Genomic DNA, 17373 nt, shown 5'->3' on the forward strand with positions numbered 1-17373 from the left:
CCCTTGTAAAAATCGGTGCAAAAGTAGGGATTAAATCTGGCTGGCAAGGCATTCCTCGCAAAAAAAATAACTGAATGTTACCTGAAGAGGCTAACTGTGGAAAACTCAGTCGTTCTCATTCCCTTCTTGCTGGCTGATTTGGCGCTGTTTCATCGCTGAACGCACCAGCAAAATGGTGAATGACATATAGGTCACGAATAATGCGATGACGAAGGAAATGGCGTCATCTTTTATTAACAATAGGTACAAAAGGGTGACTACCATGGCCACCATTAGCTTGATACCAATGACCCCTGTGAAGGCTGCTACAAATCTGCCCGGACTTTTCGTCTCCGAGCGCTCCATCATGCGTTTTGAAAGTAGGTTGATGAAACCAAAAACAACGATCATCGCCGGGATGGCCCAGATGTATGGCTGATTGAACCCGTACACCAACACCATGTAAAGCGCTACCAACAATGCGGTAACCAGAAGGTTTGAGGTTAGAAAACGTTTCATTTCTTCATCAGGTCTTTGATGGCATAGTACATGCCTGCGGAAACACCGATGAGTGCTCCGGCGATCGTCCAGCCAGGGGTTTCGTTACCCTGGTATTCGTCTAGCTTGATTCCTCCATAGATGAACAGCCCGATGGTCGCTGCCATCGTGAATGCCATTCCGGAGTATCGTAGGAATGCGTTAGGCCGTGCGTTCTTCTGCTCTTGCTCCTTCGTCACGGCTGGAAATATCCTTGATCTTGCTTCCCATGTGTAGGGTACCTGCAAGCTTAGCTCCAGGTTCAATGCTCAACTGACCGTAGTGGATCTCTCCCTCCATTTGAGCTGATGCCTTTAGCGACAAGAGCTCTTCAACGCCTAGCTTTCCGGTAAGCTTGCCTTCCACTTCACAATTCTGGCAACGAACCGTTCCGTTTACAGACCCCTGAGGCCCGATAACCAAACGTCCTTTCGTCTCAAGGTCCCCCTCGAAAGATCCGTCGATACGAATGTTGCTTTCACAAGAAACCTCGCCTTTGAAACGCGTTCCTTCCACGATGCGGTTGATGCCGCGCTCGATGTTGTTGTCGATACTTCTTGCCATCTTGTCTTTCTTCAGCATAGCCTACGGTTGATAATTGTCTAGGAAGAATTGCTGGTATCCCTCCAAGTCTTTGGTCTTAAACAGAGTCACGTAGTTCTCTTTCGAGATCAACGCTGTAGTGTAACCAGCGTCTCGGTACTCTTTCATATCATCGCTTGCCATGAATACGCCGAAGAAAGACGTTGCGTCTTCCAATCGGTTAAAGGTTTTGACAAGGATTACCTGATTGTTTCGGTCGATCAAATTCGAAGACACCTTCAAGCCAGAACTACTAAAGTTCTTTCCGGTGAAGTCTGACATCTTCGCCTTCGTGGCGTTCAGGTCAGTTCCTCGTACCGGAAGTACCATCATGAAGTAATGGCGTGCCGTTTCATTGTAGTTGAACGGCGATGGTGCTGGCGGCTCGTCTTTCGGGTCATCCGCCGTGTCTTCTTTTCCTCCTGCGCCTTCTGATTTCTCACCGCGAAGTTTCGCGAGTAGTTCAGTAGCGAAGGCAGATTCTTCTGTGTTTGGACACTCCGCTATGACAGATTCTAGCTCTGCGAAGTAGTTGTCGCGCATGCCGTACTGTCCGTCCATGTATCCTACAGACTGTGCCTTAAGCACTTTGTATTTACACAGGACGCTGTTGTCTGGCTCTGTGCGAATCACACTGTCTGTCTCCGTGATCACCTCTTGGTAACGTCGCTGGTAGTACTTTGAAAGCACCAACTCATAAGCTTCGCGCTCTTCCGCTTTCTTCAGCTCCGCGTAATCTTGGTAATCAGGGTTTTCTACGAGCAAGGCCCATTCTGAACCAGGGTAACGCTCCACAATAAGGTCGCCCCAATATTGACTGCTACAAGTTCCACAGAACGGGTTCTTGTACCCTTGCGACTCTTTGTACAGGTAGCTGCGGTACAATAGGTAGAAGCTCGTTGGGTGGAACTCTGAATCATCATAGCGTGTTACCAAAACCTCCCACTGCTCAATCGCATTGTCAAGGTCTTCTAGCTTCTCGCGGTAAATAACTCCTGAGTTATAATAGGCGTTAGCAATAGATCCCTTCGACGCTACTTGACCAGCTTCGCTGCACGGAAGAGAGGCCAACATCTCATCTACCGTTGGGATACCGTCTGTTTCAACAATCAAGGTGTCTTTCGGCGCGTCAATCACCTCTTCCTCCTCATTGTTGAATGTGGTTTCTAGCTTTTGGCTTCGGCGCCAGTTGTCTTCTAGTTTACGGTCACCCCAGTAATCCAAGAAGTTGCGCTGACCGATGTCGCGGAGCTGGTCATTGTATACCCAGAATGCCCCGGCGTTTCCACCGCCTTGTCCGGCTGCCGCTGCTGCTGCCGCCGCTTCAAGCGCTAAACGTTCTTCTTCCGCTTCGTCTTCCTTCTGCTTGCGAATCTTCTCAAGCTTGGCGATCAATGATTCTTCGTCGAGCTCACAAAGGGCTGTCAAACTATCCTGCTCCTCAATCACGTTCAAGTGCTGCACGAGTTCTGTCAAACTCTCTGCTTTGTTCTTAACGTCAAGGTAGCGTTCGTGCTCTTCTTGAATGTTGCGGTATGTACTGTCGTAGTATGCCTGCGCGCTCTGGTAGTCTTTGTCTTCCAAGTGAAGGTCTGCCAAACGCAAGAAGCTCTTCATCTTCTGCTTCTGGTTTCCTTGGTTCACTTCTACCGAAGTCTTCAAGTAGTCAATACCACCTTCACGGTTTTGTTCTTCGAGTTCCAATTCCGCGAGAGCGTAATAAATCTGATCTTGATACTCCAGGTTCTTCTCGTCCTTCAACATTTTGAAGAGCGTCTCCTTGATCTGGTTTGAATTTCCACCTCGACGATCGAAAGCCATGGCTTGCATGATCTTCGAGTAGAACTCCATCTCATAGGTTGGCTTGAGTTTCAACACGGCGTTGAAGTAGGCAATCGCATCTTGCCCTTTGTTCTGGCGCTGCATCAACTGAGCAAGAATGAAGGTCGGACGTGCCTTTTCCTTCTTCTTCTCCATTAAGTTGATTCCTTTTTCGAGCTCCTCAGCAGCTTCCTTCCACATCTCCTGGCGGATGAAGTAATCTGCATACACGAGCTGAACTTCAGACTTCACCTCAGGCTCGAGGTTCTTCATCTGCGAAGCTTTCAGGATAGCGTTCTTCGCCTGGTTATAGCTTTCACGCTCCAGGTAAACACGCGTAAGCCAAGCGTTCGCTTGGGCTTGAATATTCTTGTCTTTGTATTTACGACTTACGTAGAGGAACATCTCCTCTGCCTTGAAGTAGTTGCGCTTGAGGAAGTAGGCCTGACCAATCAACAGGTAGTTGTCGTCAATCCACTTATTCATCTCCGGACGCTTAGACTTTCGTTTGTCGCGTTTCGGAGGATCCATGTTGTGACGTTCGATTACCCGCGAGCTCTTCTCAATAGTTCGCTCCATGAGCGGGAAGATGCTTTGCGCAGATTCTTCGTCTCCATAGACGAACAGAGGTAGAACCTCATCGTAATCATCTTCGTGCTTATCCCAGAGGGTCGCGTCGGCTTCCTTCATCGCCTCTTGTGCGTAGAAGAACCCATTGTAGTGCGCCGTGGTATTGTGGAATACACGGTACACGAACCCGTCTTTCCTTGTTGTACATGCAAGCATGAACAGGAAAGCGAAAACAAGCACAAACCGAAGTTGCTTAAGGATATCCAATGTTCGTTGGTGTTGTTTGATTTCGGCTTCTCTTTAACAGAGAACACGCAAAATTATTTTAATTTTTCCTTTTTTCTTTGCCTTTTCGGCGTTTCAGCCGTTCATTCACCGTCACAATGAGCAAACGGCGCAAAAAAATAGTCAGAAAATTAAAGCGTGAATTTCGTCTTTCTCTGCTTCACGAGGCAAGCTACGAAGAACGTTTTTCCATTCTGCTCACACCTTTTAACGTAATTCTGCTGATCGCAGGAATCGTGGTTGTCATTGGTGGAATCACCTATGCTATCACCGCGCTCACGCCTTTGCGTGAATATGTGGTGCCGGGTTATATCGATCAGCAACACCGTCAAGATGCCTTGGATGCCAAGCTCAAAGCTGACTCGTTAGAATACCGTTTGAAGCAGCAAGAGGCTTACTTGGTGAACCTTCAGACCATTCTCACCGGGGGTGTTCCTTCAGATAGTTTGCTTCAACAACAAGCAGGTGGTGACGCTAGCGCGGAATTGGATTACGAAATCTCTCCGCAAGATTCTGCATTACGTGCTCAAGTGGAAGATGAAGATCGCTTCGTCTTGCGCGTGAGTCAATCTAGCGCCGAAGAAGAAGGTGCAACTACTGGGTTTCTATTCAAGCCTGTAGAAGGCACCATCAGTTCAGGCTACGATGCCGACAACGACCATTATGGTATCGATTTGGTAGCTCCAGAAAACAGTGTGGTCAAAGCAGTAACGGATGGAACCGTTATTCTATCAAGCTTCACCAGCGACGGAGGGAATGTCATCGCTATTCAGCACAAAAACGAATTCATTTCCATCTACAAACACAACAGTGCCTTGTACAAGGAAATGGGTGAGCAAGTACGCGCGGGGGAGTCGATCGCAGTGATCGGAAATACAGGAGACCACAGTGACGGGCCTCACCTGCATTTCGAATTATGGCATCGAGGGAACCCGGTGGATCCCCTCGACTATTTCATCTTTGAAGAGTAGACTACTCTACAAGTACAATGTCAAAATCTACGAGATCAACGAACTTCTGAATTCGGTGGTCAATCTCATTTGTCGTTAGCGACATCAAACGCTCTGGTCCGAACGCCTCACATGTAAACGACGCCATCGCAGATCCGATGATCACCGCACGCTTCATGTTCTGGAATGAAATGTCGTCAGTGTGCGCAAGGTATCCGATGAACCCACCAGCGAAAGTATCTCCAGCTCCTGTTGGGTCAACTACGTCTTCCAACGGCAGTGCGGGTGCGAAGAACACTTTTTCTTCATCGAACAATAGTGCTCCGTGCTCACCCTTCTTGATGATCAGGTAACGTGGGCCCATTGTCAAGATCTTCTGCGCCGCCTTCACCAATGAGTGCTCGCCCGTCAACTGACGTGCTTCTTCATCGTTGATCGTCAATACGTCCACCTTCGCAATCACTGCTGCAAGCTTGTCCATTGCGATGTCCATCCAGAAGTTCATCGTATCAAGCACAACCAGCTTCGGACGTTTCGGCATTTGGTCAATCACAGACATCTGTACTGTTGGGTCAAGGTTTCCGAGCATCACATACTCAGCTCCTTTCGCCTCTTCAGGAACTACAGGTTGGAAATCAGCCAATACGTTCAACTGTGTATCGAGCGTATCACGAGAATTCATGTCGTAATGGTACTTTCCAGACCAGAAGAAAGACTTCTCTCCTTCTTTAATCTGCAGACCGCCTTGTGCGATACCGCGCGCTTTCATGTCAGCCAAAAACGCTGAAGGAAAGTCATCACCCACCACAGAGATGAGTTCAGAATGCTTAACGAAGTAGCTGGCAGCCAGCGTGATGTAGGTTGCGGCACCTCCCACTACTTTATCGGTTTTCCCGAATGGTGTTTCAATGGCATCAAAGGCCACCGTTCCAACTGCGATTAGACTCATGTGAAATTTTTCCGCAAAGATATTGTTTTGCTTATAAGATTAGCGTAATATTGCACCCCGTTTTACGCGGGCAACATACCTTCCCCTGTAGCTCAGTTGGTTAGAGCATCTGACTGTTAATCAGAGGGTCGTTGGTTCAAGTCCAACCGGGGGAGCAGAAATGAGGGGGCAATAGCCTCCTTTTTTTGTGCCCTAGAATTTGGGGATTGTTGTTTTCGGATGGATTTCATCCATCCCTACGATACGCCCTTCTTCGCGGTTCTTCGTTGAGGCGCATAAATGCGCCGCTAAAGGACCAATTTCCCACACGGAGCGAGATGTAGGGGCGCATGAAATGCGTCCATATCCTGGGTCTCCAATTAATGGGTTCTTCCGGATCACCGAACCTTTTCAATTGGTTCTCACCTAAACCGGGGTGATCCCGGATGGATTTCATCCATCCCTACATATCCTTCTGTTTTTACGATTCTTCTGTTGAGGCGCATAAATCCCGAAGTGCGGGACAGGTGCGCCGCTAAAGGACCAATTTCCCACGAAAGGTGAGATGTAGGGGCGCATGAAATGCGTCCAAATCCCGGGCCGACCATTATTGGGTTCGGCCGTTTCAGGTTTAGAGGGATAAGACCTAAACCAGGGTGATGCCAGATGGAGGTCAAGCATTACCTTTTTTCAAACGTGTACAAATAGTGTTCGTTGGGACTTAAACCGTTCTCGTCAATAATCATCAACGAAGCAGTAGTAAACTTTTGTGTAGTCTCTAAATGCATGGAAAGCAGGTCTTCATGATCGAGAAAGTCTTTTAGTCTCGGGCACCGAAGAAAATAATCACCGTAGTCATCGTCATGGTTAGATGACCATCGCTCAATTCTGGAGCTCTTTAACTTAGATCCGTCTCGATAAATACAAACTCTTCCTCGATCTATGAAACGAATTTCAAGGTCTATCGTCGAAGCGTTAAAGACTTGTGTTGTGTCAAAAGAAGGTGCTCCGGTTTCGTATTTCAGTTGATCAATTGAAACACATTCCCATGAGCCGATTAGAACATCGCCTTGGCCCTCAAGTGGTCTTTTTCTGCATCCTGGGGTTACCAAAACGGCGAACGCACAAGCGAGTATCAAGACCAGCCTACCTAGGTTGAAGTTCTTCTTTGATTCTGTCGATTTCATTCTATTCTATCAAACACATAGTGAAACCCAAGAGAGATCTCGCTTTCTGATTGGAAATAATTCAGGTTTGCAGTTCCGAAAGAGTCCGGAGAGTCATGAAAAGCCATAATAAGAAAGTCCTGATGAAGAACCTTCTTCAAACCAGGGCACACAAGAAAAAGACTTTGGCGTTCAACTAAATCTGCACTTCCAAGTTCTGTAATACTCTCAATTCTCGAGCTCTTTCGTTTGCGACCACCTTCATAAACACAAATCCTACCTTTATCTAAAATAAGTATCTCCAAATCCGTAGAAAAGCTATGCTCAATAGTGTCCACCTGGTTCGTGGCATAGTTCCACTTCCGTTCAAAGATCCGAGTACATTCCCACCTGCCTACAGCTATTTCATTGTATCCCTCAAACTCCTCTTTCTGACAGGAAAGGATAGAGGTTAAAATGAATGCTAGCATTAACGCAATACTGATCTTTTGCATAAGACCGTTTCGTTGAGGTCGTTTCATAGTTGTTTTAGTGCAATGCCTTTGTCAAGGTACAGATGATACAAGAAATGTTGTTGAAACCCCAATGAGCGGGTGTAAATCCGTGGTTTGGTGGAGGGGTTGAAGCGCAAAATTCCCGAAGCACGGGACAGGTGAGGCGCATAAATGCGCCGCTAAAGGACAAATTTCCCACACGGAGCGAGATGTAGGGGCGCATGAAATGCGTCCAAATCCCGGGTCTACCATTATTGGGTTCGGCCGTTTCACGATTCAGGTTTAGAGGAATCACACCCAAAACCAGGGTGATATCGGATGGATTTCCTTGGTTTGAGGCTACTCTACTTTCTCGAAATAGAAATTATACACGACCTCTGGATAGTTACTGACTAGTCCGTCTATTAGCAGGTGGTCGGACCAAAAACGCACTTCATCTATGGGCTGAATTCCAATATGTTCATCGTACTCTAATCCTTCTTGTAGATAGTCACCGAGCCCTCTCGTTCTCACAGTAATTGATGTCGAGATTCCTGTTACGATTTCTCTTACCCTGGCACTTCTAAGTTTCTCATTACCATCATAAAGGCACAAACGCCCACGTTCAAGAAAAAGGATCTCTAAATCCGTTTCCAGTGTTATCGGTATCGTGTCAAAATCTCCAGATTCGGGATAAGAGATTGCTTCTGCTTTCACGCATTTCCATCGCCCAACAAGGAAACTGGCTTCGTCATCGAAGTTGTTTTTCGTGCAGCTGCACAACATCAATGACGACAGAATTAGAACGCTGACGTTTCGTTGGAATGTGTTCATTACCAGCTACGGGCGTTACTCGATCTTTTCAAAATAAAGGTCATAAAGAACTTCAGGATAGTCATTCACGAAACCATCAATCAGAAGAGTGTTCGTCGTAAACCTGTCATCACTCAAATATTGAATTCCAAGACTTTCGTCTTCTTTGTTTCCTTCTTGTAAATAATCGCTTAGTCCACCTGTCTCAATTCCAATGGAATTTTCAACAGTAGAAAAGATTTCTCTTACCCTGGCGCTTTTAAGTTTTTCATTTCCATCATAAAGGCATAAACGCCCACGTTCAAGAAACAGGATCTCTAAATCCGTTTCCAGTGTTATCGGTATCGTGTCAAAATCTCCAGATTCGGGATAAGAGATTGCTTCTGCTTTCACGCATTTCCATCGCCCAACAAGGAAGCTGGCTTCGTCATCGAAGTTGTTTTTCGTGCAGCTGCACAACATCAATGACGACAGAATTAGAATGCTGACGTTCGGTTGGAATGTGTTCATTACCTGCTTTAGGGTTACTCAATCTTTTCAAAATAAAGGTCATAAAGAACTTCAGGATAGTCATCCACAAACCCGTCTATGAGAAAGAGGTTTGTATAAAAGCTTTCGTCGTCAACTGGCACCAACCCGAAAGACTCGCTGTCTTTTACTGATGACTGCAAATATTCGCTCAAGCCTTTTGTTTCAACATTAATCGTTCCTAATGCGCCGGTAGAAACCTCCTTTACCCTTGCGCTTTTGAGTTTCTCATTACCATCATAAAGGCACAAACGCCCACGTTCAAGAAAAAGGATCTCTAAATCCGTTTCCAGTGTTATCGGTATCGTATCAAAATCTCCAGATTCGGGATAAGAGATTGCTTCTGCTTTCACGCATTTCCATCGGCCAACAAGGAAGCTGGCTTCGTCATCGAAGTTGTTTTTTGTGCAGCCTTGAATAAACAGCACAAAACAAATGCCCAATACATACGGCGCCCTTTTCAACATGTTATTCAATTCGAATAAAAGCATAGTTCACATCTCCGTCGGGGTCAATTGGGTCGTTTGGGACAAAGTTCAAACTCTTTGTTACAATACTGTCTTCATTGTATACAGCAAAAGACAGCGCATCCTCTATACTCAAATAGTCATTTAAACCTGGGCAAGTGATAAAAACAACAGTCCACGTGTCATTTGTGCTTTCCCACACCTCACTTGCTCGAGAACTTTTCAATCTAGAATCTCCATCATAAAGGCATAGCCTACCCCTTTCTATGATTTCTAATTCTAGATCTATATCCAAACTATGGTTAGTCGTATCATAATAAGGAGATGGCTCGTAATCAACTTCTTGCACCAAAACACACTTCCACCTTCCAACCAAAACCGAGGCATCTCCATCGAAGTCATTTTTAGTGCAGCCGCTAATAATCAACGCCACAAAAAAGGACAGTATGAATAACAGGAAGCTTTGTTGAGGTCGTTTCATAGTTGTTTTAGTGCAATGCCTTTCCCAAGGTACAGATGATACAAGAAATGTTGTTGAAACCCCAATGAGTGGGTGTAAATCCGTGGTTTGGTGGAGGGGTTGAAGCGCAAAATTCCCGAAGCACGGGACAGGTGCGCCGCTAAAGGACCAGACCCTCCTGAGGCTTAATGTAGGGGCGCATGAAATGCGTCCAAATCCCGGGCCTACCATTATTGGGTTCGGCCGTTTCACGATTCAGGTTTAGAGGAATCACACCCAAAACCAGGGTGATATCGGATGGATTTCATCCATCCCTACAACGACCTATTCCTTTAGTTTCCTCGCCGGTCACCCACGAACCACGAACCACGAACCACCCCTGGTTCACCACTCCCTAAACGATTGCGTACCTTTGCAACCACTAACCAAGCTTTATTGATGCACACTATGAAGGCCTTTATTACCCTTTCCACCCTCGTTTCGTTTTTACTTATTTCAGCTCTCGGGTTCTCCCAAACTACTTGGACCGGGAATGGGGATGGGATTCTTTGGGCAGATCCATCTAACTGGGATAATGGGCTTCCTGCAGCTGGAAATGATGCCACCATTCCTACTGGAGCAATGGCTTTTATCTCATCATTTTTGACGGTGGATTATCTCATCACTGTTGACGGGTCACTTATCCTTGATGGTTTTATGTACTTCACTTCAGGCGGACTAGATGTTCAAGGCAATTTCGAAATGTACAACGCCGAGATATACCTCTTTGAAGGCACTAGCATCAACAACAACGGGACCTTTTTCACGCAGGACGGTACTTTCGTCATACTGGAGACGGCTACTTTTTACAATTCTAGCTTCGTGACGTTTAACACGGGGATTATCAACACGGGCAACATTGTCAACGAAGGAACAATCTTCTCGAACGCCAGCTTCAACACTGATGGAGTCATCGACAACTTCGGAACCTTTGAAAATGGTGCCTCAGTAACGAATGACGGGGTCATTAACCAATGCGGAATTTGGAATGGTCCAGACCCGACAAACAATCCATTTGCATTCGCTTGTCCTGGTTGTACTGACCCTACCGCTTGTAACTATGAGCCTGAGGCTATTAGTGACGACGGATCTTGCATCTTACCTGATGGCTGCACGGACAGCGGTGCCTGTAATTATGACCCCGCTGCCACTTGCGACGACGGGTCATGTGATTATATCTCGTGTGCTGACTGCTGTGGAATCCCGTTTGGTGACGGAACTACTTGTGACGGTATTTGCGGTCCTTGCAATGATGACACCTCTTGTTACGGATGCACATACGCTGTAGCAACAAACTATGACCCAGCCGTCACCTTTGACGACGGGTCGTGTGAGTTTGAAGTTTGTGATGTGACTGTAGACAACCAAGCAGTGTACGATGAGGCTTTTGCTGCTGGGGTAGCGTCTGTAGAAGGCTCATGTCCTAGTGACTTCAACAACGACGGTACCGTGGGTACGGCCGATCTTCTGGCTTTCCTTGGTACGTTGGGTACTACGTGTTCTCCGGAATAGGGGTGCCCTTCGGGTGATGGATGGATTTCATCCATCCCTGCGAATACGCCTATGTTACGGAAACTTCGTTGAGGCGCATAAATCCCGAAGCACGGGACAGGTGCGCCGCTAAAGGACCAGACCCTACTGAGGCTTAATGTAGGGGCACATGAAATGCGTCCATTTCGGGATTAGAGGGATCACACCCAAAACCAGGGTGATGCCGGATGGATTTCATCCATCCCTACAATTGGTCTTTCTTCACGGTTCTGCGTTGAGGCGCATCAATGCGCACAGAAACAACAAAACCTACGAACCACGAACCACGACCTACGAACTCCTAGTCACCTGTTTTGAGCGATCGCGTTCGAAAGACCATTGAATACCGAGCATTCCAAAAGCGTTGGTGTAGCTTCGGCGCACACGAGTGGTAATCTCTGTGGTGTTCGATTCACGAGAAGCATAACCTCCTTCAATTCTCAACCACCAGTTGCCTTTGAGGCGGCGCATCACCTTTGCGTTGGCGCGCAAGTAGGTGTACTCTAGGGTTGGGAATGGGACTCCTTCTGCGGCTCGGGCTAGACGATCATCGTAATCACGGCTGGTGTAACTGACCGATGTGTTTACGTCCCAGTCATCAGACTTGACATAGAAGCGAATACCCGGTTGCCATTGCACGTAACTGAAGTCTCCGTTGCTGATGTCGAATCGACGGGTGTACTCGATGAAGGGTTTTACCTTCACTTGCTTACTCATCGGGAACACGTAATCTAGCTGACCAACTAAGTATCTCCAGCGTCTTGCCGTGTAGGTGATGTTCGGGTCAAACGGGAAGAAAGGGTCTGGCGCCAGTGGGTCTGGGTCTTCTTGAAGCAACTCGTAATTGATCCAATCGAAGTAGCGACGATCACGGGCGTGCACCTCTATTCCTATCTTCTGCGTTCGCTTGGCAATCTCGCCTGTCTTGATTTCTTGACGAAACTTTGCTCCCCACTCACGCTGGGTCAAACTCACATCTTGCTTATTCAAGTCACAACCGAAACAGATGTCGTAATTCTTATACGAGTAGGTCACTTCCAGTTTTGAAGAGTTCCCCCTTGTTTTTTGTCGTTCCACATAAGCGCCTCCATCTACTTGGTTGAAAGAGAACGGTGTCAAGAGTTCGCTACCAAGAACGTTCAGTCCAAGTCGGTCTTGTGTTCTCAGTCGCACGTGCGCTCCCTTGCGCAAGCCCGTTTTCGGCTTGTGGTCATAACTCAACTTCGAGTAGGCCTCCGTTGCGTTCGCTTGCGTGGTGTTTTGGTAGCGTAATAGCTCACCATGCGTCTTCCAGTTGATGCGGTGGGCATTGAACGACCATTTCATGTTGATCGTTCCGTCTAATTGCAAGAAGGGTTCACTCACAATGAGCTGAGAACGTTCCAAGGTGTCAACTACGTTCGTATTGTCACGAATGTAGATGTCAGGAGAATTGAAAACGTTGTCACGATATCCAGGCGCAGCGCTGAGTTCGATCGACATGGTCGACTGAGCACTTGTTTGTGTTGTAAACGCAATGGCGAGTAGCGTCAACAGCAGGATCCGGTGTTCAAATTCCTTTCTCATTTGCAAATTCAGGATATAAACTCCTTAGGCGCAGGGCATATTCCGCACTTCGGGGGTCGTTGGTTTCTGATAGTAGTTGTGTCAAACGATATAGGGTGAATTTGTGTTCTGCATCCACTTGCAAAGCTCTGGAGAATTCCGATTCCGCGCTAGCGAAATCACCCAAGTCATAAAATGCCTTGCCTTGCCAGTAGCGAATCCAAACGCCATCTTTACCCGCACTTTCAGCTTTGCGGTAATAGTCAATGGCGTTCTGAAATTGATCTGCCTTGTGCATGTCGCGCGCCAAATCATAGTATGGCTCAGACTCTTCTCTTAGCTCTACTTCAAATGTTCGCGCTAATAATTCTTGTTCTTTATCCTTCGCCTTCACCGCCAATTCTGCCCATTTCTCAATGGCTTTAAGGTAGTCACGACGGATACGAACAGCCTTGTTGAGGTGAATAATGGCCTCGTCAAAATTGCCCTTCTTCTCGTACTGCAGCGCTAGATTGAAGCGAAGCTGTGCATCGCTATTATCGATGTCTAGTGCCTGTCGGTATTGAAGAATTGCTTGATCAAGATCACCCGTCGAGGCGTAAATGTTCCCTAGATTTTTCCAAGCCGAAGTATAATTCGGGTCAAGGTCAATCGCACGCTCATAAGCAGCGATCGCCTCTTGGTTCGCTCCACTTTCCGCGCGAGCGACACCCAAGTTGAACCATGCTTTACTATAGTTTGGAAAGCGCACCAACATCTCTTCATACACCTTACGCGCAATCTGAGGTTGGTCTTGATCTAAGTACAACGACCCAATGTTGTACCATGCTTTCAGATAATCAGGGTCAACGTCAATCAGCGCTCGGTAAGTCTCAATCGCCTTCTCCACATTCTTCTGATCACTGTAGATCTTACCTAAGTTATAGCGCGCCTTCACAGCCTTTGGGTTGATCTCAATCGCTCGCTCATAACATCGAACAGCGTCTGCATCATTCCCCGCGCTGCGGTGGGCCAAAGCCATATTGTACCACGCCGATTCATAAGATGCGCGCACTTCCGTAGCCCGTTGGTATGAGGCAATGGCGTCGTCAATCTTGCCTTGCTTCTTCAAGAGAATTCCCCTGTTCAAGTAGGCCTCGGCATAATTGCCATCAGAGAGATCAATGGCTTTTTCATAGAGGCTGATCGCCGTCTCTAACTCACCATTGCGGCTCGCAATTTTTGCTCTGTAGAAAAACTGCTGTGGCGCCAATGTGTCTTGTCCATATACCTGATCGAAGTATTCTTCAGCTCGCACGATCAAATCATTGTTGATGTAGAACGAACCGAGCAATTGCGATAGGTCTTTGTCTGCTGGATTCAACTGCAGGGCCTTCTCGAAACTCTGACGTGCATCGTCTGTGCGACCCATGTCTTCCAACACCACACCTCTGTAGTAGTATGCCGGCGCATACCCCGGACGCAGTGCGATGACTTTGTCTAATTCTTCTAATCGAACCTCATCTTCGGCGATAGCCAAGGTGCGGTAGATACGCGGCAAGATGTAAGACGGAGCCAAGTTGATCGCCTCTTCAAAGTAGCCGGTAGCCGCTAACGAATCGCCCAAGTTGAATGCCACCATTCCTCGGTAGGTGTTGGCTTTGGCTTTTTGTTCTCCGGCGGCATATTTGATGGCGTTATTTAACGCTAGCGCGGAAGCAGCCCACTCCTCAATTCGACAATGCATGATACCTCGATTAAGCCACGCCTTGGAGTTCGCCGGTGAATGTGTCACCACCAATTCATACACAGAATCTGCCGCTGCATAGTTCTCACAACGAGAGTAAACCAATGCCAAATTGATCAACGATGGTACGTATGCACTATCACTTGCCAAGGCTTGTTCAAACAGGGTTTTCGACTCTACGGTTTGATCTGTGTGTAGGTAAATCAACCCTAAGTAATTTCGAATTGAAGGCTCTTCTGGGTACTTATTGACCAGCGAACTGAAGAACTCTTCGGCACGATTGTATTGACTACGGCGGTAAGCGTCTACGGCGTTCACAAACAGGGAATCCGCTTCGAGACCTTCGGTTGCGTCAACGAACTCTTCGCGTTCGAATTGCCAGATGTCGTTTCGCTCATTGTTAATCACGTCATCTGTGATGTACACGATCGTTGGCTCGGCGCTTTTGTCGCGGGCCACTCGATCAGCCATAATCACGATAACAATGACAATCGCGAGGAAAATCAGGAAAGGGGTGGCTGTTGCTTTCTTCTTTCTCATACGATCGTCCTCCTTAGTCCATCTTGATTAACGTTTTGAATTTCTAGTCCTGGTCGCACATTGATCTCGAGCACCATCGGCCCTTTGTGCTGATCAAAGGCGATATCTATTCCTAAATAATTGAGTGGAAATGCCGCGTCTACCTTCAAACAAGTGTCAAGCACCTTTGGCCAATCAGGAAGCTGTACTCCGGTAATTTGTTGTCCTGTATCTGGGTGAATTTCAGCATAAGATTGAAGGTCAAACACCTTCTTCAATATGCCTGTTTCAATATCCACACCTACTCCTACGGCTCCTTGGTGGAGGTTCGCTTTTCCATCTGAACCTTTGGTTGGAAGTCGGAGCATCGCCATGACGATTTCTCCTTCTTTCACGATCACACGGACATCAGCAATACCTAAGTGGCATAGGTTAGTCACCGTTTCGTGCTGGATGATTTTCTCTTCAATCAGCACCTTATCATCTGCTCCGAAGCTGAATACTCCAAAGATGATGTTCGCGATGTGACGTTCAATGGTGTCCTCTGAAATCGGTTTTCCGCCTTTAGTCCAACCATTTTCTTCATCATAATCAACGATGAGAATTCCACCGCCTCCGGATCCTTTGCTGGGTTTAATCACACAACTCTTGCGGGGAGTTGCCGCCCATTTTTCCGTAATGTCTCCGACACTCTCGATGACCATAAACTGCTCCGCTACCGAAACCTTATGCTCTTCGAGGATCGCCTTCGTCAACACCTTGTCGTCTGCCAAGTGGAAGTACTTTCTCGGATTCAATGGGTACACCAGCTTTAGGTTACGCTCATTGATTCCCAGGGCCACCTGGTCGATCTCCTTACGTTTCTTGAACCACTTCATCATCACACCAACCATTTAAATCGACGGTACTCCGTGACACGAAGTCCAATCCATCTTCCCAAGAGAAGCATGGCCGCGATAATCGTTAAGAAGAGCTCAGGGAAGGCGAGGAAAATAGCCTCCATAGTTGTTGAGTTCATGGCCACATAAGCACCCAACACAACCACTAAGGTTTGGATCGTAATCTTAATGGCATCTCCGTATCCTTCTTCCATCACGGTGCGCGCGAAGCGCTCGGCGGTAATGGTGATTACCACCACCGGGAAGAGTGTGATATAAGCCAACTCGGTGTAGTTCATTTTGATCCCGATGATCGATAGCAAGATGAACGCGATCACCACGGTCACCAGCATGATGACCATCTTCGGAGTGTACAGCATTCCGAGCCGTTCGAGCGGGTAGTGCATCAGGCTTACAATGACAATCACCAACACGAATGCCAGCATTCCCCAGAGTAATCCTGTGTATCCAACGGCCACGGCAATCAGTGCTGGTAGGAAGACTCCAAAGGTTTTTAAGCCGATTACATTTCGGGCGATAGCCACTACCATCGCACCCAACGGCATGAGCAGAATTACCTTCAACAATGACAAAGGAATACCTGCCTTTTCGAAGGCCGTCCACATCAAGTAGGTATTGAAGGCGCTGCTTTTCAGCTCGCTTGCCAACTTCGGGTTACTCACCAGTTTTGGCTGGATGGTAAAGAGGTGGTCAAATTCAATGTTTGCCGTACGGCTGAATAGGAAGTTATCTTCTTTGTAGAGCTCCAAGTAATTGGCAGGAATCGATGCAAAGTGCCCGTTCAAACAGTCAAATGGAACCCAAAAGCCTCCCATATAAACCTCTGCCCATTGGTGGGTGGTTTTCTTGCTTCCTTGATCCATAATCAAGCCGCCCACCAATCGAGCTGGAATGCCTTTATTTCGACAGAGTGCAACGAACAAACGCGACTTTCCATTACACGAGGCCTCTCCTAATTTCAACGTGGTCAACGCATCGGTCAACCCCTTGAAAGGACGTGACTCCATGCCGTTAATCTCGGTGAAGATTGACGTCAAGATGGGGAGGAAGCGTTCCTCTGACCCTGTGAGTTCATCGGCCTTTGCTAAGATCTGCGGGTGGTTGCTTTGGATCGCTGCCGTGCTGTTCAGGTATTGGTATACCGAAGGCGGCAGGTCGCGTGGCACCGCCATGTCAGGATCGATGTCAAACTGAATCGCCTTTCCTCGTGCTTCGAAAGAGTAGCGAATGAGCTTTTTTCCGTTCACGGCTTGGGCAGTCCAAGTGACCCTTCGGCCCGTGGCGTCGTTCAACTGAGTGACCCCAAAGACACCCGTTTCTTGAATTTCATTTGTGATTTCCTGGCGCTCGTTAGAAATTGGCAGCCAGGTGCTTACTTGTATCTCATCCCCGAAACCTTCGATATCAAAAGTTACGCTTACCTCGTAGCTAGTTGTCGGAAGGATATTGTTGAATGAATATCCATACACGAAAACCTTGAACAAGATTAGAATAAGGGGGATGATCAGAAATAAGCCAACGATGACGTGATAACTTCTGATCTTCAAATAGCTTGC

The 17373-nt window shown here is 47.3% G+C and carries 15 protein-coding genes and 1 tRNA gene; 3 read left to right on the plus strand and 13 right to left on the minus strand.

What is annotated here, in order from left to right:
- Nucleotides 1-105: 105 nt before the first annotated feature.
- From RA156_RS14950 to porW, 4 genes are read right to left on the minus strand one after another with little or no spacing between them, the layout of a single operon-like run.
- Nucleotides 106-498: a hypothetical protein gene (locus RA156_RS14950; RefSeq protein WP_306641241.1), complete on the minus strand. Its 393-nt coding sequence runs from the start codon at nucleotides 496-498 to the stop codon at nucleotides 106-108.
- The gene (locus tag RA156_RS14955) at nucleotides 495-656 is read right to left on the minus strand and encodes an AtpZ/AtpI family protein (RefSeq protein ID WP_306641242.1); all 162 of its coding nucleotides are present in this window, start codon (nucleotides 654-656) and stop codon (nucleotides 495-497) included. The genes RA156_RS14950 and RA156_RS14955 overlap by 4 nt, the downstream gene beginning before the upstream one ends.
- Before the next feature lie 22 nt (nucleotides 657-678).
- Complete coding sequence (locus RA156_RS14960; protein ID WP_306641243.1) at nucleotides 679-1098, minus strand: bactofilin family protein; 420 nt, start codon at nucleotides 1096-1098, stop codon at nucleotides 679-681.
- 3 nt (nucleotides 1099-1101) lie between these two features.
- Complete coding sequence (porW, locus tag RA156_RS14965; RefSeq protein WP_306641244.1) at nucleotides 1102-3729, minus strand: type IX secretion system periplasmic lipoprotein PorW/SprE; 2628 nt, start codon at nucleotides 3727-3729, stop codon at nucleotides 1102-1104.
- Nucleotides 3730-3872: 143 nt separating this feature from the next.
- Here porW and RA156_RS14970 point away from each other — a divergent pair, with 143 nt between their 5' ends.
- On the plus strand, nucleotides 3873-4745 hold the full coding sequence (locus RA156_RS14970) for a M23 family metallopeptidase (RefSeq protein ID WP_306641245.1): 873 nt from the start codon (nucleotides 3873-3875) through the stop codon (nucleotides 4743-4745).
- 1 nt (nucleotide 4746) lies between these two features.
- On the opposite strand, the gene RA156_RS14975 is transcribed toward RA156_RS14970, so the two are convergent.
- A complete protein-coding gene (locus tag RA156_RS14975) occupies nucleotides 4747-5673 on the minus strand; it encodes a PfkB family carbohydrate kinase (RefSeq protein ID WP_306641246.1) in 927 nt (308 codons plus the stop codon).
- A gap of 81 nt (nucleotides 5674-5754) precedes the next feature.
- On the opposite strand from RA156_RS14975, the gene RA156_RS14980 reads away from it, so the two are divergent.
- Nucleotides 5755-5828 (plus strand) — tRNA-Asn (locus RA156_RS14980).
- A 1007-nt stretch (nucleotides 5829-6835) separates the two neighbouring features.
- Here RA156_RS14980 and RA156_RS14985 read toward each other — a convergent pair.
- The 4 genes from RA156_RS14985 to RA156_RS15000 form a co-directional block, all read right to left on the minus strand.
- On the minus strand, nucleotides 6836-7312 hold the full coding sequence (locus tag RA156_RS14985; protein WP_306641247.1) for a hypothetical protein: 477 nt from the start codon (nucleotides 7310-7312) through the stop codon (nucleotides 6836-6838).
- An 828-nt stretch (nucleotides 7313-8140) separates the two neighbouring features.
- Nucleotides 8141-8614 (minus strand): hypothetical protein, encoded by a 474-nt coding sequence (locus RA156_RS14990; protein ID WP_306641248.1) that lies wholly within the window; start codon nucleotides 8612-8614, stop codon nucleotides 8141-8143.
- A 14-nt stretch (nucleotides 8615-8628) separates the two neighbouring features.
- The gene (locus RA156_RS14995) at nucleotides 8629-9099 is read right to left on the minus strand and encodes a hypothetical protein (RefSeq protein WP_306641249.1); all 471 of its coding nucleotides are present in this window, start codon (nucleotides 9097-9099) and stop codon (nucleotides 8629-8631) included.
- 1 nt (nucleotide 9100) lies between these two features.
- Entirely contained in the window at nucleotides 9101-9325 is a 225-nt protein-coding gene (locus RA156_RS15000) for a hypothetical protein (RefSeq protein ID WP_306641250.1), read from the minus strand.
- A 672-nt stretch (nucleotides 9326-9997) separates the two neighbouring features.
- On the opposite strand from RA156_RS15000, the gene RA156_RS15005 reads away from it, so the two are divergent.
- Nucleotides 9998-11110 (plus strand): hypothetical protein, encoded by a 1113-nt coding sequence (locus tag RA156_RS15005; RefSeq protein ID WP_306641251.1) that lies wholly within the window; start codon nucleotides 9998-10000, stop codon nucleotides 11108-11110.
- Between the two features lie 309 nt (nucleotides 11111-11419).
- On the opposite strand, the gene RA156_RS15010 is transcribed toward RA156_RS15005, so the two are convergent.
- From RA156_RS15010 to RA156_RS15025, 4 genes are read right to left on the minus strand one after another with little or no spacing between them, the layout of a single operon-like run.
- Nucleotides 11420-12694 carry a hypothetical protein gene (locus RA156_RS15010; RefSeq protein WP_306641252.1) on the minus strand — a complete coding sequence of 425 codons (1275 nt, stop codon included), beginning with the start codon at nucleotides 12692-12694 and terminating at the stop codon, nucleotides 11420-11422.
- Nucleotides 12678-14939, minus strand: a complete 2262-nt coding sequence (locus tag RA156_RS15015) for a tetratricopeptide repeat protein (RefSeq protein ID WP_306641253.1) — start codon at nucleotides 14937-14939, stop codon at nucleotides 12678-12680. The genes RA156_RS15010 and RA156_RS15015 overlap by 17 nt, the downstream gene beginning before the upstream one ends.
- Entirely contained in the window at nucleotides 14936-15799 is an 864-nt protein-coding gene (locus RA156_RS15020) for a sugar-transfer associated ATP-grasp domain-containing protein (protein WP_306641254.1), read from the minus strand. Before RA156_RS15020 ends, RA156_RS15015 begins: the two co-directional genes overlap by 4 nt.
- Complete coding sequence (locus RA156_RS15025; protein ID WP_306641255.1) at nucleotides 15799-17364, minus strand: 7TM domain-containing protein; 1566 nt, start codon at nucleotides 17362-17364, stop codon at nucleotides 15799-15801. The genes RA156_RS15020 and RA156_RS15025 overlap by 1 nt, the downstream gene beginning before the upstream one ends.
- Nucleotides 17365-17373 lie beyond the last annotated feature (9 nt).

The organism is Sanyastnella coralliicola (assembly GCF_030845195.1).
GTDB classification, from domain to species: Bacteria; Bacteroidota; Bacteroidia; order Flavobacteriales_D; family Sanyastnellaceae; genus Sanyastnella; species Sanyastnella coralliicola.